20 protein-coding genes are annotated in these 22,152 nt (G+C 39.9%); 7 read left to right on the top strand and 13 right to left on the bottom strand.

Features of this window, described 5'->3' with window-relative positions; genetic code table 11:
* Positions 1-434 precede the first annotated feature (434 nt).
* From B5F18_RS10695 to B5F18_RS10675, 5 genes are all read right to left on the bottom strand, one after another.
* On the bottom strand, positions 435-1,310 hold the full coding sequence (locus B5F18_RS10695; RefSeq protein ID WP_087157654.1) for a DUF3881 family protein: 876 nt from the start codon (positions 1,308-1,310) through the stop codon (positions 435-437).
* 13 nt (positions 1,311-1,323) lie between these two features.
* Positions 1,324-2,610 (bottom strand): serine--tRNA ligase, encoded by a 1,287-nt coding sequence (serS, locus tag B5F18_RS10690; RefSeq protein WP_087157653.1) that lies wholly within the window; start codon positions 2,608-2,610, stop codon positions 1,324-1,326.
* Positions 2,611-2,635: 25 nt separating this feature from the next.
* Positions 2,636-3,139 (bottom strand): DUF4446 family protein, encoded by a 504-nt coding sequence (locus B5F18_RS10685; protein WP_330394164.1) that lies wholly within the window; start codon positions 3,137-3,139, stop codon positions 2,636-2,638.
* Positions 3,140-3,200: 61 nt separating this feature from the next.
* Positions 3,201-4,109, bottom strand: a complete 909-nt coding sequence (locus B5F18_RS10680; RefSeq protein WP_087157651.1) for a ParB/RepB/Spo0J family partition protein — start codon at positions 4,107-4,109, stop codon at positions 3,201-3,203.
* A complete protein-coding gene (locus tag B5F18_RS10675) occupies positions 4,109-4,876 on the bottom strand; it encodes a ParA family protein (RefSeq protein WP_087157650.1) in 768 nt (255 codons plus the stop codon). Before B5F18_RS10675 ends, B5F18_RS10680 begins: the two co-directional genes overlap by 1 nt.
* Positions 4,877-5,113: 237 nt before the next feature.
* On the opposite strand from B5F18_RS10675, the gene B5F18_RS10670 reads away from it, so the two are divergent.
* Complete coding sequence (locus tag B5F18_RS10670) at positions 5,114-6,079, top strand: alpha/beta fold hydrolase (protein WP_087157649.1); 966 nt, start codon at positions 5,114-5,116, stop codon at positions 6,077-6,079.
* Between the two features lie 85 nt (positions 6,080-6,164).
* Here the strand turns inward: B5F18_RS10670 and rsmG are convergent, their stop codons facing one another.
* The 8 genes from rsmG to rpmH all read right to left on the bottom strand — a co-directional run bounded on the left by rsmG (position 6,165) and on the right by rpmH (position 12,982).
* Entirely contained in the window at positions 6,165-6,878 is a 714-nt protein-coding gene (gene rsmG, locus B5F18_RS10665) for a 16S rRNA (guanine(527)-N(7))-methyltransferase RsmG (protein ID WP_087157648.1), read from the bottom strand.
* 26 nt (positions 6,879-6,904) lie between these two features.
* Positions 6,905-8,842 carry a tRNA uridine-5-carboxymethylaminomethyl(34) synthesis enzyme MnmG gene (mnmG, locus tag B5F18_RS10660; protein ID WP_087157647.1) on the bottom strand — a complete coding sequence of 646 codons (1,938 nt, stop codon included), beginning with the start codon at positions 8,840-8,842 and terminating at the stop codon, positions 6,905-6,907.
* Positions 8,808-10,181 (bottom strand): tRNA uridine-5-carboxymethylaminomethyl(34) synthesis GTPase MnmE, encoded by a 1,374-nt coding sequence (gene mnmE, locus B5F18_RS10655; RefSeq protein WP_087157646.1) that lies wholly within the window; start codon positions 10,179-10,181, stop codon positions 8,808-8,810. Before mnmE ends, mnmG begins: the two co-directional genes overlap by 35 nt.
* Before the next feature lie 66 nt (positions 10,182-10,247).
* On the bottom strand, positions 10,248-11,030 hold the full coding sequence (gene jag, locus B5F18_RS10650; protein ID WP_087157645.1) for an RNA-binding cell elongation regulator Jag/EloR: 783 nt from the start codon (positions 11,028-11,030) through the stop codon (positions 10,248-10,250).
* A 37-nt stretch (positions 11,031-11,067) separates the two neighbouring features.
* Entirely contained in the window at positions 11,068-12,126 is a 1,059-nt protein-coding gene (locus B5F18_RS10645) for a YidC/Oxa1 family membrane protein insertase (RefSeq protein WP_087157644.1), read from the bottom strand.
* 90 nt (positions 12,127-12,216) lie between these two features.
* Positions 12,217-12,429, bottom strand: a complete 213-nt coding sequence (yidD, locus tag B5F18_RS10640; protein WP_087157643.1) for a membrane protein insertion efficiency factor YidD — start codon at positions 12,427-12,429, stop codon at positions 12,217-12,219.
* 31 nt (positions 12,430-12,460) lie between these two features.
* Positions 12,461-12,796, bottom strand: a complete 336-nt coding sequence (rnpA, locus tag B5F18_RS10635; RefSeq protein ID WP_087157642.1) for a ribonuclease P protein component — start codon at positions 12,794-12,796, stop codon at positions 12,461-12,463.
* A 51-nt stretch (positions 12,797-12,847) separates the two neighbouring features.
* The gene (gene rpmH, locus B5F18_RS10630) at positions 12,848-12,982 is read right to left on the bottom strand and encodes a 50S ribosomal protein L34 (RefSeq protein WP_004613283.1); all 135 of its coding nucleotides are present in this window, start codon (positions 12,980-12,982) and stop codon (positions 12,848-12,850) included.
* Positions 12,983-13,349: 367 nt separating this feature from the next.
* Here rpmH and dnaA point away from each other — a divergent pair, with 367 nt between their 5' ends.
* The 6 genes from dnaA to gyrA all read left to right on the top strand — a co-directional run bounded on the left by dnaA (position 13,350) and on the right by gyrA (position 21,913).
* Entirely contained in the window at positions 13,350-14,759 is a 1,410-nt protein-coding gene (gene dnaA, locus B5F18_RS10625) for a chromosomal replication initiator protein DnaA (protein WP_087157641.1), read from the top strand.
* A gap of 284 nt (positions 14,760-15,043) precedes the next feature.
* Positions 15,044-16,153, top strand: coding sequence for a DNA polymerase III subunit beta (gene dnaN, locus B5F18_RS10620; RefSeq protein ID WP_087157640.1), 1,110 nt, complete (start codon positions 15,044-15,046; stop codon positions 16,151-16,153).
* Between the two features lie 9 nt (positions 16,154-16,162).
* The gene (locus tag B5F18_RS10615; protein WP_087157639.1) at positions 16,163-16,372 is read left to right on the top strand and encodes an RNA-binding S4 domain-containing protein; all 210 of its coding nucleotides are present in this window, start codon (positions 16,163-16,165) and stop codon (positions 16,370-16,372) included.
* 12 nt (positions 16,373-16,384) lie between these two features.
* Positions 16,385-17,470, top strand: coding sequence for a DNA replication/repair protein RecF (gene recF / locus B5F18_RS10610; RefSeq protein WP_087157638.1), 1,086 nt, complete (start codon positions 16,385-16,387; stop codon positions 17,468-17,470).
* 10 nt (positions 17,471-17,480) lie between these two features.
* A complete protein-coding gene (gene gyrB, locus B5F18_RS10605) occupies positions 17,481-19,403 on the top strand; it encodes a DNA topoisomerase (ATP-hydrolyzing) subunit B (protein ID WP_087157637.1) in 1,923 nt (640 codons plus the stop codon).
* Between the two features lie 20 nt (positions 19,404-19,423).
* Complete coding sequence (gene gyrA, locus B5F18_RS10600) at positions 19,424-21,913, top strand: DNA gyrase subunit A (protein WP_087157636.1); 2,490 nt, start codon at positions 19,424-19,426, stop codon at positions 21,911-21,913.
* Positions 21,914-22,152 lie beyond the last annotated feature (239 nt).

Genomic DNA, 22,152 nt, shown 5'->3' with positions numbered 1-22,152 from the left:
GACTTGACACAGTATCTTACAACAAATTCTGTTGCGATAGAACAAAATTTACAATGCCCCTTTATTAGAATAAACATTTTGTATAAGATTAGATAACGTTTTCTATTGTTGATTCTATATATTCTTGGCAATAAAATCAAGTTTTATTTTATTTTGTTTGTATAATTTGATATTTTTAACAATTTATAGCTTTATACTTTCTTTTAATCTATTATTTTTTGTATATATTGCCAATTTTAATTTTTGTGCATTTTCACCTGCAAATTTGGGCTCCTTCAGATACGCCGAATCGTACAAGCGATATGTTTCCCTTTGCTCCGCAGTGCACTCCTTTCCGGAAGGCTTGGGGATTATATTGTGATCACAACGGGATTTCCAATATAACCAAAAAGCGCTGTCTGCATGGAACTTTCCATACAGACAACGCTTATTCTTTAAAAATTAATATGTCCCTGCAGCCAGACCGCCGCTTTGAATCTCCGTCCTGGTTTTGGTTCTCCCATCACTTGTTCTGCCGGGACACAGACATCGAATATCAGTTCGTTTACATTTAAAGTCAGCAAGTAAAGTTTCTTTCCTGTCTTCTCATTCCGCACTTCTTCCATCTCTTTGATCTCACCAAGTATAGAGTACAGATCACACTCCAGGCCAAATGGCATAAAATAGGATTCGACAATCGTAAAAATATCCTCTTTCATCACCCTTCTAGACACTTTGGAATAGATATCCATATCTTCCAGAGTAAGGCTTTCAATTGCGCTTTGATCTCCTTTTCTTGCAGCGCTCAAAAGCATCATTCTGTTTCTCGACTCTTCCTGCCTGGTTCTCTCCATCTGCTCATCTTTGTGTAGTGGCAGCAGGACCGTTCCTTCCAGTGCAAGAGCCGACAAAGTGACAGAAATGCTCTTCCCTTTTAAATTACCAAGCTGCTTTTCCCGGATATATTCAATCGGATTTTGGATATAAAAGATGATGCTCACTCCAACCCTGACATCCTCACAGATACCAAGAAATTCCTGACGGTCTTTTTTTCTCTCCACTGTGATGTCCGCATAGGAGGTGATGCCTTTTCCTCGAAGGCTTGGAAAATAATAATCCCATTTTCCGTCCCCTCTCATATCCTCTTTTTTCAGTACAGTTATCCCAATTCTTTTACCGTATTCCTTAAAATATCCACAAAGATCATAATATTTGTTGATAACTGCCAACTGTTCTTCTGTTTTTGTGGAAATCGTTTCTGCCAGAAGTTCTTCCAACTCCTGATTAGTCACAATATCGGAAAATCCAATAGCTTCTAAATACCTATGCACGTTCCTGTCCTTTCTATTTTTTAGGAATCAGTTTTTCTGCTCCACCCATATATGGACGTAATACTTCCGGAATAGTCACTGTCCCGTCCTCCTGAAGATGATTTTCAAGAAATGCGATCAACATTCTCGGAGGTGCAACCACTGTATTGTTCAGTGTATGCGCAAAGTATTTTCCATCTTTTCCATTTACTCTGATTTTGAGTCTTCTCGCCTGGGCATCTCCAAGATTGGAACAGCTTCCAACTTCAAAATACTTCTTCTGTCTTGGTGACCATGCTTCCACGTCACAGGATTTTACTTTTAAATCTGCCAGATCTCCGGAGCAACATTCCAGCGTACGCACCGGAATATCCATGGAGCGGAATAAATCTACTGTATTTTTCCACAGCTGCTCATACCAGTATTTACTGTCTTCAGGCTTGCAGACTACGATCATCTCTTGCTTTTCAAACTGATGGATACGGTATACACCTCTCTCCTCAATGCCATGCGCACCTTTTTCTTTTCTAAAGCAAGGGGAATAACTTGTCAATGTCTGCGGCAATTCCTGCTCATCCAGCACCTGGTCAATAAATTTGCCTATCATAGAATGTTCGCTCGTGCCAATCAAATACAAATCTTCTCCTTCAATTTTGTACATCATTGCATCCATCTCTGCAAAGCTCATAACTCCTGTCACAACGCTGCTGCGAATCATAAATGGCGGAATATAGTATGTGAAACCTCTGTTGATCATAAAATCTCTCGCATATGCCAAAACTGCAGAATGAAGTCTTGCAATATCACCTTTTAAATAATAGAAACCGTTTCCTGCAACTCTTCCTGCAGCATCCAGATCAAGACCATCGAAAGATTTCATAATATCCGCATGGTACGGAATCTCAAAATCCGGTACTTTTGGCTCTCCAAATTTTTCAATTTCTACATTTTGTGAATCATCTTTTCCTATAGGAACAGACGGATCAATAATATTTGGAATCGTCATCATGATCTTTAAGATTTTTTCTTCTACTTCCTTTTCTCTTGCTGAAAGCTCTTCCACTCTGTCAGCATTGGCAGCTACCTGTTTTTTATATTCCTCAGCCTCTTCCCTTTTTCCCTGAGCCATGCATGCGCCAATCTGTTTGGAAATTTTATTTCTCTCTGCTCTCAGTCCCTCTACTTCCTGCTTGATATTTCTGTTTTCTTTATCAAGCTCCAATACCTCATCCACCAATGGCAGCTTTTCATCCTGAAATTTCTTTTTAATATTTTCCTTAACCACATCTGGATTATTTCTTACAAATTTAATATCTAACATTTGATTTCCTCCCTGTCTTCAACTTCTATGCTGATTCTATTTCTTCTGACTTTTGAAAAACAGCCTTTTCCAATGATTCTGTCTCCTCCTGTGTCAGTTCCAGTTCGCTCTCGCCATTCACAATTTCTTTTATATACAGATAGCATCCTTCCTGGCTGTGCATGGAATTTAAAAGCCATCCATTGTCATTTTCATCCAATAATGTCAGGGCAAAACTGAGTTGTCCTCCCATCTCCTGAAAAGCATTATATTTAACAATTCCAACCTTCTGGTAGCTGCCTTCCATCTTTTTCTGTATATCCTTCAAATACCTTTCATGTTCTTGAGCTTGCTTTTTCAACTCATGAATTTCCCGAATTTTCAAGAGGAGACTCTCCTCCAAACTTTTTCCATCCTCACCGCTCATGAATACCTCATAGTTTTTTCTCATTTGATTATACTTTCTATTTAGGTTTATAAAACAGATAAATAGTATAACAATAAGTATAATAAGCAGAATCAATAGATATGCCGGGTCAAACCCAAGCATCCCATACAGTTTACTTTTCATGTTTGACTCCCCTTCTTGTTTTATCCTTTTACATTGGCCACTATGATTCCAGTTTCATCATCATTTCATAGATCCGCTCAAGCTCTTCATCCGAATAATATTCAATCTCTATCTTTCCTTTGCCCTTGCTCTTTTGGCTGACTTTTACTTTCGTACCGATAACTGATTTCAATTTTTCTTCAATATCTTGATATACAAACGCATTTTCAACAACCTTTTTTTTACCTTCTTTCTTTGGATTTTTCATTTCCTTTATCATTTTTTCGACTTCTCTTACACTCAGTTTCTCGTCGAAAATTTTGTTGGCAATAAGATATTGCTGCTCCTCATCATCCAGGGCAAGGAGAGCTCTCGCATGTCCTGTAGAAATCATATCATCGATAATCATCTGCTGGACTCTTGAACTTAATTTTAACAATCTCATTGAGTTTGTCACAGCTGTTCTGCTCTTCGAAACTCTCTCGGCCACTTCATCTTGTTTTAAATGATACTCATTCAGCAGTCTTTTAAATGCCATTGCCTCCTCAATCGGATTCAAATTCTCTCTTTGAATATTCTCGATAAGAGCGATTTCCACAACCTCCTGCGGCGTATAATCTTTTATGATAACCGGAATTTCTTTGACACCCGCAATCTTTGCGGCCCTCCATCGCCTCTCTCCTGCGATAATTTCATAGTAGTCATTCTTATTTTGTACAATCAGCGGCTGTAATACACCAAATTGTTTAATAGAATCCGCTAATTCCAAAAGTGAATCCTCCTCAAAATTTCTTCTCGGCTGTTCTTTGTTTGGCTCCACTTTATTAATAGGAACTTTTATTTCCCCCGATTTTTGAGTTTCTGTCTCTTTTTCCAGCTTTTTTTCTTCTTTTATACTCTGTTTTGCTGATTTGTGTTCCGGTATCAGGCTGTCCAGCCCTTTACCCAATCCACCGCGTTTCCCTGCCATTATATCTCTCCTTTATGAATTACTTCCTCCGCCAGGAGCATATAGCTCTCAGCTCCCGTAGATTTCGGGTCATATATATTGATTGGCAAGCCGTGACTTGGCGCCTCTGCCAGGCGGATATTTCTTGGAATAATTGTTTTATAAATATTTTGGTTCAGGTTATCCTTTACATTTTCAACCACCTGCAAAGAAAGGTTTGTCCTTGCGTCATACATCGTGAATACAACCCCTTCGATGGAGAGATGTGGATTTAAACGCTCTTTTACGAGTTCTATTGTATGAATCAACTGACTTAATCCTTCCAACGCATAATATTCACATTGAATTGGGACAAGTACAGAGTCAGCAGTCGTCATTGCGTTGATGGTGAGCATATTCAATGACGGTGGACAATCGATAATGATAAAATCGTATTCATCCCTTATATTTTTCACAGCATTGTGAATGATATATTCTTTATCTTCCACTCCTATCAGTTCAATCTCTGCTGCCGCCAAATCAATATTCGTAGGCAGTACATCTAGATTTTCAAATGCATTTTTTACCATTACTTTCTGGATATCCGCCTCACCAATAATCAGATCGTATACCGAATATTCAACATCCTCTTTTTCAATTCCAAGGCCGCTTGTCATATTCCCCTGTGGATCCATGTCTATGGCAAGCACTTTTTTTCCAAGCGCACTCAGGCAGGCGGATAAATTGATTGATGTAGTGGTCTTTCCAACGCCTCCCTTTTGATTTGCAACAGCTATTATTCTTCCCATTTTTTTACAATCACCTTTCTTTCGCTTTTTCATTATAGCATCTTTTTTTCTGTGAATCTACATAATGTTTCACGTGAAACATTATTTTATTTTTATTCTTATGCCTTTTTTTCTGCAAAGTCGACATATTTAAATGTTTCACGTGAAACATTTTCCACTTTAGTTGCAAATCAGCCTTTCTTCTCCTTCTATAATATAGTATAATAAAGTTATCTTAATAAAAAGGTGGATTGCTTTATGAAATGGAAAAAAAGATTGACTACATTGGCAGCATTGGGCGGTTTATCTGCACTTGCAATACACGTGACAAACAAATTGATTTATTTTTCTTCAACAATAGATAATCTGCTTTCGAATACAGATGGACATGTATATGAATGGCGGTTTGGCAATATTTTTTATACAAAACAAGGTTCCGGGGAACCAATACTCCTTCTTCATGATTTAACTCCTGCAAGTTCAGGCTACGAGTGGAATAAAATCGTGAGTGAACTTTCTAAGACAAACACTGTATACACCTTGGATCTGCTTGGCTGCGGACGTTCGGACAAACCGTCGCTGACATACACTAATTACTTTTATGTACAGATGATCTGTGATTTTATCAAACACATTGTGAGCAAAAAATGCAGTATTGTAGCAACAGGGGATTCCTCGTCAATAGCGCTGATGTCAGCTTTGAATGACAAAGAGGTTATCTCTCAGATTCTTCTGATCAATCCGCCGGATTTGAATCAGCTTTCCACCGTTCCTACAAAAAGGACAAAGAGTGTAAAATTTTTACTGGAAATGCCTCTTCTTGGAACTCTCCTATACAATATTATTATGAGAAAAGACAGTATTGATACTACTTTCCTTCTCAACTATTTTTATGAGCCGGAAAAAATCACTCCGGAAATCATCAGAACCTACCACGAATCTGCCCATAAAGATAATTCGCACTCTAAATATCTGTTTGCCAGCATAAAAGGCAGATTTACCAATGTAAATATTTCTCAGTGCCTAAAATCTTTAAATAACAGTATTTTTATTCTTGCCTCAAAAGGAAACCCAGAGAACGAACGTATTGCAAGGGAGTACAAGGAATTGATGCCTTCTATAGAGATTGCGACACTTTCAAAAGTTAAACATCTCCCTCAGCTGGAAGATCCTAAACAAGTGTTGGAGCAAATATCCATATTATTTTCGACCGAAAATTTGTAAAACATTTCTGTAAAACCAAAACGGGCACCCAATGATGGCTGCCCGTTTTTTATAAATTCATGTTTTATAAACATAATTATATGTTCTATTTTAACGGCTCTTTTGAAGGAAGTCCCGCCTTTCTTGGATATCTCTTTGCTGTCTTCGACACTTTACTGATTTTCACAAAAGATCTTCCAATATCACTTCCAGGGAGCGTAAATTTCTTTACCTGGACAATCTTTCCACCCAAAATCTTTACGGCATTCTTTGCCGCGTTGACTTCCTCATCTATTTCACCGGATTTATAAGGCACAAACGCTCCCCCAACCTTTACGTAGGGAAGGCAGTACTCAGACAAAGTGGAAAGATTCGCGACTGCTCTGGATACACACAAATCATACTGTTCCCTGTACTCTTCCTTTTTGGCAAAATCCTCTGCTCTTCCGTGGATCGTGTTGATTTTTTTCAAGCCAAGTTCTTCTATCACAGCATTCAGAAACTGAATTCTTTTGTTCAGCGAATCAAGGAGTGTAATCTCCATATCAGGAAATAAAATTTTCAGCGGTATCCCCGGAAATCCCGCTCCTGTCCCCACATCTATGACTTTTTTACACTTATCCACATCAAACACCTGCACAACAGACAGACTGTCCACAAAATGCTTTTCATCCACCTCATCCCGTTTTGTGATACCGGTCAGATTCATCACTTTATTCCATTCCACAAGCATTTCATAGAAAACATCAAACTGTTGTTTTTGTGTTTCGTTCAGAACAATTCCTATTTCCTGCAAATTTTCATCAAATTTCAATCCCATTGTTTCCTCTTTCTATATAGTTGAAACTATTTATTTCTATACTGTTCTAAATATACAAGCAAAACCGATATGTCTGCCGGAGACACGCCTGATATCCTGGATGCCTGGCCAATAGATCCTGGTCTTAGCTCATTCAGTTTCTGCACTGCTTCTATTCTCAGACTCTTGACATCATCATAATTGATATTATCCGGAATTTTCTTTTTCTCCAGCTTTTTGAACTGTTCCACCTGTTTTTTTTGACGCTTAATATATCCGTCATACTTAATGTTGATATTTACCTGCTCCACAATATCCTCTGAGAGGGCTTTGTTTCTCATCTTATCAATCGGCTCTAAAGCCTCGTAGGACAACTCAGGCCTTCTTATTAATTCAGCGAGTGTTGTACCGGAATTCAAAGGAGTACTCCCATACTGCACAAGCACCTCCTGTACTTTCTGTGAAGTCCCCACATTTGTTGTCTCCAGTCTTTGAATTTCCTCCTCCATCAAATGCTCTTTTTCCAAAAGTTTTTGATATCTGTCCTCACTGATCAGACCTACTTCATATCCTTTTTTTGTCAGTCTCTGATCCGCATTGTCCTGCCTTAAAAGCAGCCTGTATTCTGCCCTGGACGTCATCATGCGGTATGGCTCATGACTCTCCTTTGTGACCAGATCATCGATCAGAACGCCAATATAGCCTTCAGAACGGTCAATTGTGATCTGTTCTCTGCCTTTTAGCTTTAATGCAGCATTGATACCTGCAATTAACCCCTGAGCCGCAGCCTCCTCATATCCCGAACTTCCATTAAACTGCCCTGCACTGAAAAGTCCTCCGATTTCCTTAAATTCCAGTGTTGGATACAACTGCCTTGCATCAATACAATCATACTCGATCGCATACGCATTTCTCACAATTTTAGCGTGCTCCAATCCCGGTACACTTCGGTACATCTCATACTGGACATCCTCCGGAAGGGAGCTGGACATACCTCCGATATACATTTCATTCGTGTGAAGGCCTTCCGGCTCAATAAATACCTGATGCCTGTTCTTATCTGCAAATTTCACCACCTTATCCTCAATGGAAGGACAATATCTAGGCCCTGTTCCCTCAATCATTCCGGAAAACAAAGGAGATCTGTGAAGATTCTTCCTGATAATCTCATGAGTTTTTTCATTTGTATAAGTCAGCCAGCAGGATACCTGTTCCTTCTGGATATCTGCCGGATTTGTGGTAAACGAAAACGGGACAATTTTTTCATCCCCAAACTGCTCTTCCATCTTCTCAAAGTCAATGGAATTTCTGTCTATTCTGGCAGGCGTTCCTGTCTTAAACCTGTACATACGAATGCCAAGCTCCTTCAAACAATCTGTCAGATAGTTTGCGGCCTGCAGTCCGTTTGGACCAGTCTCATTGCTTATCTCCCCGTAAATACAGCGCGCCTTTAAATATGTGCCGGTACAAAGGATCACAGCCCTGCAACGGTAAATACATCCCGAATATGTCTGTACACCCACAATCTTTCTCTTTTCAAGTTCTCTTCCCTCTAAAGGCATACAGTCTTCTGTCAAAATCTCTGTCACCTCTGCCTGCCTGATATCCAGGTTTTTTTGTTCCTCCAAAACTTTTCTCATTTCCCTCGTATAATCGGCTTTATCCGCCTGCGCACGAAGAGAATGCACTGCAGGTCCCTTAGATTTATTCAACATTTTTGACTGGATAAAGGTACGGTCAATGACTTTTCCCATCTCTCCCCCAAGGGCATCCACCTCTTTTACAAGGTGTCCTTTGGAGCTTCCTCCGATATTCGGATTACACGGCATAAGCGCAATACTGTCCACACTGACCGTAAACATGATCGTCCTCATCCCAAGCCTCGCTGATGCAAGCGCTGCTTCACAGCCTGCATGTCCTGCACCGATGACTGCCACATCGTATTCATCTTTATTTTCCCATACAGAATTTGCTGAATATTTCATTTACTAAATCTTCTCCTATCGTTTCACCCGTAATACTTCCCAAAGATTCATATGCATCCATCAAATCAATGGAATAAAAATCTTCCGGCATCTGATTCTCAATACTCTCCTTTACCTTTCTCAGAGACTCCCTTGCATCCATAAGCGCTGCCTTGTGCCGGATGTTTGTGATATACACCTCATCATTAAAAGAAATCTCTCCGTTAAAGAACATCTTTTTAAGTGTCTCCTCCAGTTCCCTGATTCCGGTCTCTTCTTTTGCAGAAATTTCAATCATCGGTTTTCTCAACCTTTTGTCAATTTCTTCTTTTTCCACAACAGACTCCAGATCGGATTTATTTACCAACACAATAGCCCGTTTGTCCCCAATAAGGTCCATGATCTCGTAATCATTTTCATCAAGCTTTCTGGACGCATCAACGACATAGATGACCAAATCCGCATCATTTGCATGGCTGATGGCCTTACCTACACCGATTTTTTCCACCACATCCTCCGTCTTCCTTATTCCAGCTGTATCTACAATGTTTAAGCTCACACCTTCAAACTGAACATTTTCTTCCAGAATATCCCTTGTAGTGCCTGCAATATCCGTTACAATAGCTCTTTCTTCCCCCACAAGGAGATTCATCAAAGAGGATTTCCCGGCATTTGGCTTTCCTACAATTACAGTCCGGATTCCTTCTTTCAGCATCCTTCCGTTATCCGCAGAGTCTATCAATTTTTTCAAACTTATCAACAAATCATCCACTTTATCCAAAAGAACCTGACCATATCCATCCACGCTGATGTGCTCAGGATCATCCAATGCCGTCTCTATAAATGCTGTGTGATATAAAATTTCTCCCCGCATTTCGTCTATTTTCCTGTGCATGGAGCCTTTCAGCTGACTCACTGAACTTTTCAGCGCATACTCATTTTTCGACTCGATCACGTCAATGACAGCCTCCGCCTGTGACAAATCCATCTTTCCATTCAAAAACGCTCTCTTCGTGAACTCGCCAGGTTCTGCAGGCCTTGCTCCATTTTTGATCACAGTCTCCAAAACCTTTTTAACCACATACACTCCGCCATGGCAGTTGATCTCAATCGTATCCTCTCCTGTGTAACTTCTCGGTCCTTTCATGACCATCACAAGCACTTCATCAATGGTGTCCTCCCCATCCATAATAAATCCATAGTGGATAACATGGCTTTCTTTTATTTTTATCTTCTCTTTTTTTCTTGTAAAAAAAATCTTCTCTATAATCTCAAATGCCTCATCGCCACTGATCCTAACAATCCCGATTCCTGAATTTGACATTGCCGTGGCAATGGCTGCGATCGTCCCTTTTTTCATTTTAAATCCCCTTTTTTAAAAAAGGACAGAAGATGCAACATCCCCTGTCCCCTTATTTTTGCCGTCTTATTTTCTTATCGGTGTTACTACCACACGTCTGTAAGGTTCTTCCCCTTCACTATGTGTATTGACATATCTGTCCGCCTGAAGAGCAGAATGAATAATCCTTCTTTCATACGGATTCATTGGCTCCAGGTAAACCGGTTTTTTCGTTCTTTTTACTTTGTACGCAATATTCTTTGCCAGATTTTCAAGAGTCTCTTTTCTTCTCTGACGGTAATTTTCTGTATCCAGCTTTACACGCACATAGCCTTCCTGATATTTATTGGCTACGCGGTTTGCAAGATACTGTAAGGAATCCAACGTCTGTCCTCTTTTTCCGATCAGGATTCCCATATGCTCTCCTTCCATTTCTATGTTGAGAGCCCCATCTTCGTCCACGGTTGAGGTCAGCTTTACATCCATACCCATTGCTCTTAATACATCCTTTAAGAACTTTTCGCACTCTTCCTTTGACTTCTCTTCAACCTTTGAAACCACTGTTTCCTCTGCTTTTTTCTCAACCGCTGGTTTTTCAGCTTGTTTTACCGGTTTTTTCTTTTCTTCACGTATTATTTCTCTTTCAACCGGTTTTACCAGCTCTTTCTGGATGATTTCTTCCACTGTTTCTTCTTTTACTTCTTTTTTCCAAGCACGAATAACAGCCTGTCTGCTTCCAATCCCCAAAAATCCTGCGCTGCCTTTTTCAATCACATCGTACTCTAACTGGTCGCTTGTAATCCCTAACTGAATCAATGCCTCTGTAATGGCATCACTTAATGTTTTTGCTGATACTGTAATTTCACTCATCTACACTTTCCTCCTCGAATAAATGAGAAACCGGGATTTATTTACTATCATTAAATCTTTTCACCATATTTGCCTTTGATGCAAGGCTCCCTGCTTTAGCATTCTCTGCCTTCTTCGCAGCTTGTTTTAATTTTTCTTCTTTCTCTTCAGATGTTACTTTTGACACAGGCTCTTTGATCTTCTTTGTGTTTGCCTGAGCCATTGCATTAATTTTTTCCGCCTTTTCTCCACGTTTTTCACGTTTCTTTGCTGCCTTCTCTTTGTTTTTCTCAATCAAATCTTCCACTGAAATCTTTTTCAGATGACTGTTGATAAATACTTGCTGTACGGAACGGACAACCGCACTTACGATCCAGTACAGACCAATACCGGAAGGCAATGAAAATACCATGACTGCTGAAAAGATCGGCATTGTCATATTCATAGTCTTCATAGAACCCGCCAACGGATTATCGCTGCTGTTCTGCTGTCCGGAAACAGCCTGAGAAAGTTTGATATTTAAAAACTGAGATAACCATGCAAGCACCGGAATCGCTATCGCAGTAATTACGATCAAAATTGCAGGAAGACCAAATTCTGATTTTCTTGAAATCATCTCAAGCGGAGAAACCGCCAGATTTGGAATCGTAATAAAACGGTTTACTGCTTCCGGAGCACTTTTTACAGCCGGCACATACTGTTCCACGTTGCTGACAACCGGATACAATGCAAACAGGAACGGCATCTGAATCAAAAGGGGAAGACATCCTCCCATCATGGATGTTCCATATTTATCATAAACCTGACGCATCTCTTCCTGCTGACGCATCATGGAAACCTGATCAGTTTTACCTTTGTATTTCTTCTGAACTGCCTGAATCTCAGGGTTCATGACAGCAGACATCTTTGCACTTCTCTGCTGCTTGATCGTCAATGGCAGTAGACATGTATAGACAACAATTGTGAAAATAATGACCGAAATCCCGACAAGTCCGGTGTCAAAACTTCCAAGCAAATTGTCCAATGATGTGTAGATAAGATTGATAAACTTACCCAAGAGCCATGCGATCTGTCCTACGATCGGCCAGTTTGCAGCACTCAATAAAACACCTGTCATAAAATTATTTCCTCCATTTTTTCAATGTGAACTTCTTTGTTTATCGACAAATAACACAAAGCATGCTATTTATTTTTCACCACTTATCAATCAAGGTACCGGGTCGTACCCTCCCTTCGAAAATGGATTACAACGCAATATCCTCCATGCTGCAAGCAGTCCGCCTTTTACTGCTCCATATTTTTCTATCGCTTCCACAGCATACTGAGAGCAGGTAGGAAAATATTTACAAGTTGATGTCCTCTTTAATCCTGATAAATATTTCTGATAAAAACGAATCAATGTTATCATCAACTTTTTCATTATGATACGTCACTCCATCAAATATTCTTCACTACATGATTATATTATGAAGTTTTCCCAAGTGCAGCAATGCCTTTTCAATTTCATGGTACGATTTTCCTTTTGCAGTAGTCCTTACGATCACTACGATATCATATCCGCACTTAAATTTTTCTTCTGAAAGACGATAACTTTCTCTTACAAGTCTTGTCATCCGATGTCTTACTACACTATTTCCTACTTTTTTACTTGCAGAAATCCCAATTCTGTTCATTTGAAGTGCATTGCTTCTTATATACATAACGAGATATTTATTAGCATAGGATTTTCCTTTTTGATATACAATCTGAAAATCCTTGTTTTTCTTTAATGAATCGGAAAATTTCATATATTTTCTCCTGATTGAAAAAGAAAGAAGAAAAGGCCACAAACCTGCGGCCTACGCTGATAACTGTTTTCTTCCTTTAGCTCTTCTTGCAGCCAATACTTTTCTTCCACCGGCTGTGCTCATTCTCGCTCTGAATCCATGAACTTTTGATCTGGATCTTTTTTTTGGTTGGAATGTCATCTTCATTGATATCCACCTCCTAGTTTATTTTCATTCATATTTACCATTTACTCGTAAAACATCAGTTTTGATTATAGTAAAAAATACTTTTAAAGTCAAGCCAAACATCATATTTTTCAAAGTTATTTTATTCCTCATTTTTTCCACAGGAAATCCACAAGTTATCAACAAATTGTGGATAACTTGTGGATTTCCTGTGGATTATCTCAGGATAATGTGTTTATAAATGTATTTTATGTGGAAAATAGGCCTTAAAATCGCTGTGGATAGTGGGAAAATAGTTATTCACATTTATTTGGATTGCCTTCAAACCTGTTTTGATGTACAATATAGTCGTGAATTTATTGAATTTTGTACATTAGGAGTTATTACAATGAATATTGTTGAAGAAAAATGGCCTGAAATCATTGAAAAATTAAAAGTAGAATACTGCTTGACCAATATTTCTTATAAGACCTGGATTCTTCCGATGAAAGTATACCGTGTGCAGGACGATACGGTATACATTTCTGTGAACTTAAAAGGGAGCATAGAACATATTAAGTTTAAGTATGCCATCCCTCTTGAAGTCTGTATTGCAGAAATCACTGGCACCGAATATCATGTCAGATTCATTACAGAAGATGAATACCCGGAACTTAATAATGAAGAAAACGATGTGGAAAACACACCAGCTGAGCAGGAAGAGACAAAAACAGTCAAACGTAAAAGGAAAAGTCTGATTGAAAAGGCAAATTTAAATCCAAAATATACGTTTGATACTTTTGTCGTGGGCAATAATAATAATTTTGCTCACGCAGCATCACTTGCGGTGGCAGAATCACCGGGGGAAGTTTACAACCCTTTGTTCCTGTACGGAGGTGTTGGATTGGGGAAAACACACCTTATGCACTCCATCGCTCACTTCATATTAGAAAAAGACCCATCAAAGAAAGTACTCTACGTTACAAGTGAGACATTTACGAATGAACTGATCGACGCATTGAAAAGCGGAAGGACCGGAAATGAGTCCGCCATCAATGCATTTCGTGAAAAATATCGCAGCAATGACGTCCTTCTTATCGACGACGTTCAGTTTATTATAGGTAAAGAAAGTACACAGGAAGAATTTTTCCACACTTTCAACCATCTTCATGTTTCCGGAAAGCAGATCATCCTCTCCAGTGATAAACCGCCAAAAGACATCGAAACACTGGAAGCACGCCTGCGGACCCGTTTTGAATGGGGTCTGATCGCGGACATTCAGTCACCGGATTATGAAACAAGAATGGCGATTCTTCTTAAGAAGATCGAATTGGACGGACTGGAACGATATAATATTCCGAACGATGTTATGCAGTACATTGCTTCTAATGTAAAATCAAATATCCGTGAACTTGAAGGCTCTCTTAATAAACTGATTGCCTTATACAAATTAAACAAAACAAAAGTAATTGACATCAATCTCGCGGCTGAGGCTCTAAAAGATATCATATCCCCGGATGAAAACCGACAGATTACTCCGGAACTTATCCTGGATACGGTATCTGAACATTTTGATGTTACGATTGCAGATTTGAAGAGCAGTAAGCGAAATTCTGATATTGCTGTGCCGCGGCAGATTGCCATGTACCTCATCCGAACAATGACAGATACTCCTTTAAAATCCATCGGTATCATTCTTGGAGGCAAGGATCATTCTACTATTAGTTATGGTGTGGATAAAATTACAGCAGACTTAAAGACGAACGAAACTTTAAACAATACGATCAACATTATTAAGAAGAAAATTAACCCTGTTTAAAAAATGTGGATAATTTTTGGACAGACTGTGGAAATATACCCAAACTATGAAGATAACCATGTGTATAAATTTTGAGTTATCAAAATGCCTTAAAAATGGCTTTTTGTTATCCAAAGTTTATCCCATGGTTTTCAATCGCATTTCCACAAGGTTATCATTTTCTGAAAGCCTTGATTTTTAAGGCCTTCAGGCACTTATTAACATATCCACAGCCCCTACTACGGCGAATGCGGATTATTTTATATATTTATTCATTAATAAAGACCCGAAGGGAGTTATACACAATGAAAATCATTTGCACGAAATCAAATTTATCAAAAGGCGTAAGTATTGTATCCAAAGCAGTTCCTACAAAAACAACAATGCCGATTTTGGAATGTATCTTAATAGATGCTACAACTGATATCATTAAGCTCACAGCCAATGATATGGAACTTGGAATCGAAACAGTGATAGAAGGAAACATTTCACAAAAAGGCATGATAGCCATTGATGCAAGACTGTTTTCCGATATTGTAAGAAAACTGCCGGATAGTGAAATAACAATTGAAACTTCCGAAAATTATCAGACAACAATTACTTGTGAAAAGTCAGTCTTTCAGCTGTCAGGAAAACCAGGGGAGGACTTTTCTTATTTACCATACATTGAAAAGAATACACCTGTAATAATCTCTCAATTTACTTTAAAAGAAATTATAAGACAGACAATATTTTCTATTGCAGACAATGACAGCAACAAATTAATGACCGGAGAATTATTTGAAATTTGTGATAATATTCTGAAAGTAGTTTCTCTGGATGGGCACAGGATTTCCATAAGAAAAATTGAATTAAAGGAAGAGTGTGAAGACAAAAAGGTTGTCGTTCCTGGAAAGACACTTATGGAAATCAGCAAAATCCTTTCAGGCGACACAGACAAAGATGTATATATTTATTTTACAGACAATCATATTGTATTTGAGTTTGAACAGACCCTTGTTGTATCCCGTCTGATCGAAGGAGAGTATTTCAGAATTGAGCAGATGCTCTCCAATGATTATGGAACAAAGGTGAGGATCAATAAAAAAGAGTTTTTGAACTGTATTGACCGTGCGACTCTTCTTGTAAAGGAAGGAGATAAAAAGCCGATCATTATCAACATTCTGGACGGCGTGATGGAGTTAAAGATGAAATCTCAGATTGGCTCCATGGATGAGGAGATATTGATCGAGAAAGAAGGAAAGGATTTACTGATCGGTTTTAATCCAAAGTTCTTAATCGACGCTCTGCGTGTCATTGACGATGAAGAAGTTGATTTATATCTGATGAATCCAAAGGCTCCTTGTTTCATTAAGGATGAAAAGGAAAGTTATATCTATCTGATTCTTCCTGTAAATTTTAATGCCGCGGTATAGGAGGAAAATATGGAGACAATAAAGTTAAGAGAAGAATTCATAAAACTTGGGCAGGCATTAAAAGCTGCCGGATTTGTAGAAAGCGGCGTGGATGCCAAGATTGTCATCACAGACGGTCTTGTGAGCGTTAATGGGAAAATTGAAACAAGAAGAGGGAGAAAGCTCTATAAAGGGGACATTGTCTCATTTGAAGGGCAGGAGATCAAGATTGAAAAATAAGTTGGTGTATGTATGATTATCAAGTCTTTAAAACTTAAGAATTTCAGAAACTATGATTTGTTAAATCTTAATTTTAATCATGCAACCAATATCTTTTACGGCGATAACGCACAGGGGAAAACAAATATTCTGGAATCTATCTATGTGTCAGGCACAACCAAGTCGCACCGCGGGACAAAAGACAAAGATATGATATTATTCGGAGAGGAGGAGGCCCATATTGAGACGATTGTCGAAAAAAAAGGCGTTCCGTTCCGGATTGATATGCACTTGAAGAAAAACAGTCCAAAGGGAATCGCAATAAATAAAGTGCCGATTAAAAGAGCGAGTGAACTTTTCGGCATTATTCATCTTGTATTTTTTTCACCCGAAGATTTGAATATTATAAAAAACGGACCGTCAGAGCGCAGGAGATTTATGGATTTGGAATTGTCTCAACTCGATAAAATCTATCTTTGCGATCTGGCAAATTATAATCGTGTTTTAAATCAGAGAAACCGACTTTTAAAAGAAATCTCATTTAGGCCGGATTTAGCGGATACGCTTGAGATATGGGATATGCAGGCTGCGGAATACGGAGAAAAGGTGGAAAAGAGAAGAAAACGTTTTGTGGAGGAACTTAACGAAATTATCCAGGGAATCCATAAAAAGCTTACAGGCGGTCGGGAAGAGATTCTTCTCTCATATGAATCGGGAAAAAGCGGGGAAAATCTTTTGGAAGCGCTTACAAAAAACCGTGAGAGGGATATCCGGCAAAAAAGCACGTCTGTAGGGCCTCACAGGGATGATATTTGTTTTTGGACAAATGGCCTGGACATCCGGAAGTTTGGTTCTCAGGGACAGCAGAGGACGGCTGCATTATCGTTGAAACTTTCGCAGATCAGACTGATCGAGTCTGTCATTGGGGATACCCCTATTCTGCTTTTGGACGATGTATTGTCTGAGCTTGATAAAAACAGGCAAAACTATCTTTTAGACAGTATTCACGATATCCAGACTCTCATCACCTGTACCGGGCTGGATGAGTTTGTGGACCATCGATTTTCAATAAACAAAATTTTCCAGATCAAGGACGGAAGAGTCATCAAAGAGAATTAGGAGGAGAAGTATGGGTACAACAGGTACAGAATATGGTGCAGACCAAATTCAAATATTGGAAGGATTGGAAGCAGTCAGAAAAAGGCCTGGGATGTATATAGGGAGTACATCTTCCAGAGGGCTTCACCATCTGGTATATGAAATTGTGGACAATGCCGTGGACGAGGCGCTTGCCGGATTCTGCGACACCATCTGCGTGACAATAAATGAAGACAACTCTGTTACGGTAACGGACAACGGGAGAGGGATTCCTGTTGGGATCAACCATAAAACAGGGCGGCCTGCGGTGGAAGCCGTATTTACTGTTCTTCACGCCGGCGGAAAATTCGGCGGAGGAGGATACAAAGTATCCGGAGGTCTCCATGGTGTTGGCGCGTCCGTAGTAAACGCGCTTTCTGTCTGGCTGGAAGTGGAGATCAAAAGAGAAGGAAAGATTTATAAACAGCGTTACGAGCGCGGAAAGATTATAAATAATCTGGAAGTGACAGGGACATGCCAAGAGGAAGAGTCAGGAACAAAAGTTACCTTTTTTCCGGATGACTTGATTTTTGAAGATACGATTTTTGACTATGATACACTGAAATACCGCCTGAGAGAAACTGCATTTCTTACAAAAGGTCTGAAGATTATTTTGGAGGACAACAGAGAAGAAAAAAGACATCATGAATTCCATTATGAGGGCGGCATCAAAGAATTTGTGCAGTATCTTAACAGGAGTGCAACACCGATCTATAACCAGATTATTTACTGTGAGGGCAGCAAGGATGGCGTGTGGGTGGAAGTTGCCATGCAGCACAATGATTCTTACAAAGACAATACATACAGCTTTGTAAACAACATCACAACACCGGAAGGCGGAACCCATGTTGTAGGATTTCGCAACGCTCTGACAAAGACATTCAACGACTATGCGAGAAAGAATAAACTGCTCAAGGACAATGAGCCAAATCTTTCCGGGGAAGATATCAGAGAAGGACTGACAGCGATCATCAGCGTCAAGATAGAGGAACCTCAATTTGAAGGACAGACAAAGCAGAAACTGGGAAACAGCGAGGCAAGAGGAGCTGTTGATAATATTGTGAGCAACCAGCTTGAAATTTTTCTGGAGCAGAATCCTCAGGTGGCAAAACTTACTGTGGAAAAATCTGTTCTGGCGCAAAGAGCAAGGGAAGCAGCGAGAAAGGCAAGGGATTTGACAAGGAGAAAATCTGCCCTGGACAGTACTTCGCTTCCTGGTAAACTGGCAGACTGCTCTGACAAAAATCCGGAAAACTGTGAAATCTATATTGTTGAGGGAGATTCTGCAGGAGGGTCTGCAAAGACGGCAAGGGATCGGGCTACCCAGGCAATCTTGCCGCTTCGCGGTAAAATTTTGAATGTGGAGAAAGCAAGACTGGATAAGATTTATGCAAATGCGGAGATCAAGGCTATGATCACTGCATTTGGAACAGGGATCCATGAAGATTTCGATATCTCCAAATTAAGATATCACAAGATCATCATCATGACGGACGCAGATGTGGACGGGGCGCATATCAGCACGCTTCTGCTCACATTTTTGTATCGCTTTATGCCGGAGCTGATCAAAGAAGGATATGTTTATCTTGCTCAGCCGCCGCTTTATAAACTTGAGAAAAATAAAAAAGTATGGTATGCGTACAGTGATGAAGAGCTCAATAAAATACTTTTGGAAGTTGGAAGAGACGGAAATAATAAGATTCAAAGATATAAAGGACTTGGAGAAATGGATGCAGAGCAGCTTTGGGATACGACTATGGATCCAAAACACAGAGTGCTTTTGCGTGTGACAATGGACGAGGATACATCCTCAGAGCTTGATCTGACATTTACGACTCTGATGGGAGATAAAGTTGAGCCAAGACGTGAGTTTATCGAAGAAAATGCAAAATATGTACAAAACCTTGATATTTAGTCAGGAGCAGGAGGAAAAGAATGGAAGATAATATTTTTGATAAAGTCCATGAAGTGGACTTGCAGAAAACAATGGAAAAATCTTACATCGACTATGCGATGAGCGTCATTGCATCCCGAGCGCTTCCTGATGTAAGAGATGGTTTGAAACCAGTGCAGAGAAGAATTCTATACTCCATGATCGAGCTGAACAACGGTCCGGATAAGCCGCACAGAAAATGTGCCCGTATCGTCGGTGATACGATGGGTAAATATCATCCGCATGGGGACAGCTCTATTTATGGTGCATTGGTGAACATGGCACAGGAATGGTCCACAAGGTACCCGCTTGTGGACGGACACGGGAACTTTGGTTCTGTGGACGGTGACGGTGCTGCGGCCATGCGTTATACAGAGGCTAGACTGAGCAAAATTTCCATGGAGCTTACAGCGGACATCAACAAAAATACGGTGGATTTTGCACCAAACTTTGATGAGACAGAAAAAGAGCCTGTCGTACTTCCGGCAAGATTTCCAAATCTTTTGGTGAATGGTACATCTGGCATTGCGGTAGGTATGGCGACAAACATTCCGCCTCACAATTTAAGGGAGGTCATCTATGCTGTTGTAAAGATCATTGATGACCAGATCGCTGACAAAGAAACAACAACCATGGAAGAAATCCTGGAAATCGTAAAAGGACCTGATTTTCCGACAGGAGCAGAGATTCTTGGGACAAGGGGAATCGAGGAGGCATACAGAACAGGACGCGGAAAGATCAGAGTACGTGCAGTCACAAACATCGAACCAATGGCAAATGGCAAGAACCGGATCGTGGTGACAGAGCTGCCTTACATGGTAAATAAAGCAAGGCTCATTGAAAAGATAGCGGAGCTTGTCAGAGACAAAAAGGTGGACGGAATCACGGATCTGAGCGACCAGTCGAACAGGGAAGGGATGAGAATCTGTATTGAGCTTCGAAGAGATGTCAATCCAAATGTTATCTTAAATCAGCTCTACAAACATACGCAGTTACAGGATACGTTTGGAGTCATCATGCTGGCGCTTGTGAATAATGAGCCAAAAGTATTAAATCTTCTGGATATGTTGAAATACTATTTACAACATCAGGAAGAGGTTGTAACAAGAAGGACAGAGTATGATCTCAACAAAGCAGAGGAGAGGGCTCATATTTTGAAAGGTCTTTTGATTGCGCTTGACCATATCGATGAGGTCATCCGCATTATCAGAGGATCTAAAAATGTGCAGACTGCAAAAGAAGAGTTGATGAGACAGTTTGAACTCACAGAAGTGCAGGCTCAGGCTATTGTGGATATGAGACTGCGGGCTCTGACCGGTTTGGAGAGAGAAAAACTGGAAAATGAATATGCAGAGTTGATCAAGAAGATTGAGGAATTGAAAGCAATTCTCGCAGACAGAAAAGTACTTTTGGGAGTAATCAAGGAAGAGATCCTTATCATCGCAGAAAAATACGGGGATGAAAGAAGGACATCGATCGGATATGATTCCTACGATATTTCCATGGAAGACTTGATTCCGAGAGAAAACGTGGTCATCACGATGACAAAATTAGGATATATCAAACGCATGACAACGGATACCTTTAAAAGCCAGAACCGTGGTGGAAAAGGCATCAAGGGAATGCAGACAATAGATGAAGATTATGTGGAAGAGCTGTTTATGACGTCCACACACCATTACATTATGTTCTTTACAAACATGGGGCGTGTGTACAGACTGAAGGCCTATGAGATTCCAGAAGCAGGGCGCACAGCCCGCGGAACAGCGATCATCAATCTTCTTTCCCTTCAGCCTGATGAAAAGATTACTGCGGTCATACCGATTCGTGATTTTGAATCCGGAAACTATCTTTTTATGGCCACAAAGAGAGGGCTTGTAAAGAAGACGCCGATTGAGGATTATGCAAATGTCAGAAAGACAGGGCTTGCTGCCATCACGCTGAGGGAAGAGGATGAACTCATTGAGGTGAAAGCAACAGATGATCACAAAGATATCTTTCTTGTGACAAAATACGGGCAGTGTATCCGTTTCAACGAAAAAGATGTGCGTGCAACAGGAAGAACATCCATGGGAGTGCGCGGAATGAATTTAAGCGACAGAGATGAGATTGTGGGCATGCAGCTTGACAGTCAGGGAAAATATCTATTGATCGTATCAGAAAAAGGTATGGGAAAATTGACCGAGACTTCAGAGTTTACTTGCCAAAACCGTGGCGGAAAAGGTGTGAAGTGTTATAAGATCACAGAAAAGACAGGGAATGTGGTAGGTGTGAAGGCAGTAAATGAGGATAATGAAGTCATGATCATTAACACAGCAGGAATCGTGATCCGTATGGAATGCAGCGGAATCTCCACTCTTGGAAGGATCACATCAGGAGTAAAACTGATCAATCTCGATGAAGGTGAAGTGGTTGCAAGTATTGCAAAAGTAAGGGATGCGTCTCCTGATTTGGAAGAAGGACCACAGGAAGATACAGACAGCGGCAAGTAAGAGAAAGTACAGGGGATGTCAAAAGAAAACATGATTTTGACGTTCCCTGATTTTTGGTTATCAGAGAAAAATGTGGATAGATATCCGTAAGTGTTGATAAATTTCCAAAACAGATCAAAGACTGTGGAAAAGAAAGCAATTTGGTAAATAGTCAAGAGTTATTTTAAAAAGATTTTCATACAAAAGGGTAACCTTAATAGACCTACGACGTATTTTTCAAAAAAGGCGTAAGTTAGGAA

Source organism: Lachnoclostridium sp. An181, from assembly GCF_002160325.1.
Taxonomy (GTDB): domain Bacteria; phylum Bacillota; class Clostridia; order Lachnospirales; family Lachnospiraceae; genus An181.
This window is presented reverse-complemented; position numbering and strand designations above follow the sequence as displayed.

Bases quoted from the DNA above. Each gene is read 5' to 3' on its own strand.
- serS (WP_087157653.1), bottom strand. From the start codon at position 2,610: ATGTTAGATATTAAATTTGTAAGAAATAATCCAGATGTGGTTAAGGAA.
- B5F18_RS10685 (WP_330394164.1), bottom strand. From the start codon at position 3,139: ATGCTTGGGTTTGACCCGGCATATCTATTGATTCTGCTTATTATACTT.
- B5F18_RS10680 (WP_087157651.1), bottom strand. From the start codon at position 4,109: ATGGCAGGGAAACGCGGTGGATTGGGTAAAGGGCTGGACAGCCTGATA.
- B5F18_RS10675 (WP_087157650.1), bottom strand. From the start codon at position 4,876: ATGGGAAGAATAATAGCTGTTGCAAATCAAAAGGGAGGCGTTGGAAAG.
- B5F18_RS10670 (WP_087157649.1), top strand. From the start codon at position 5,114: ATGAAATGGAAAAAAAGATTGACTACATTGGCAGCATTGGGCGGTTTA.
- rsmG (WP_087157648.1), bottom strand. From the start codon at position 6,878: ATGGGATTGAAATTTGATGAAAATTTGCAGGAAATAGGAATTGTTCTG.
- mnmG (WP_087157647.1), bottom strand. From the start codon at position 8,842: ATGAAATATTCAGCAAATTCTGTATGGGAAAATAAAGATGAATACGAT.
- mnmE (WP_087157646.1), bottom strand. From the start codon at position 10,181: ATGAAAAAAGGGACGATCGCAGCCATTGCCACGGCAATGTCAAATTCA.
- jag (WP_087157645.1), bottom strand. From the start codon at position 11,030: ATGAGTGAAATTACAGTATCAGCAAAAACATTAAGTGATGCCATTACA.
- B5F18_RS10645 (WP_087157644.1), bottom strand. From the start codon at position 12,126: ATGACAGGTGTTTTATTGAGTGCTGCAAACTGGCCGATCGTAGGACAG.
- yidD (WP_087157643.1), bottom strand. From the start codon at position 12,429: ATGAAAAAGTTGATGATAACATTGATTCGTTTTTATCAGAAATATTTA.
- rnpA (WP_087157642.1), bottom strand. From the start codon at position 12,796: ATGAAATTTTCCGATTCATTAAAGAAAAACAAGGATTTTCAGATTGTA.
- rpmH (WP_004613283.1), bottom strand. From the start codon at position 12,982: ATGAAGATGACATTCCAACCAAAAAAAAGATCCAGATCAAAAGTTCAT.
- dnaA (WP_087157641.1), top strand. From the start codon at position 13,350: ATGAATATTGTTGAAGAAAAATGGCCTGAAATCATTGAAAAATTAAAA.
- dnaN (WP_087157640.1), top strand. From the start codon at position 15,044: ATGAAAATCATTTGCACGAAATCAAATTTATCAAAAGGCGTAAGTATT.
- B5F18_RS10615 (WP_087157639.1), top strand. From the start codon at position 16,163: ATGGAGACAATAAAGTTAAGAGAAGAATTCATAAAACTTGGGCAGGCA.
- recF (WP_087157638.1), top strand. From the start codon at position 16,385: ATGATTATCAAGTCTTTAAAACTTAAGAATTTCAGAAACTATGATTTG.
- gyrB (WP_087157637.1), top strand. From the start codon at position 17,481: ATGGGTACAACAGGTACAGAATATGGTGCAGACCAAATTCAAATATTG.
- gyrA (WP_087157636.1), top strand. From the start codon at position 19,424: ATGGAAGATAATATTTTTGATAAAGTCCATGAAGTGGACTTGCAGAAA.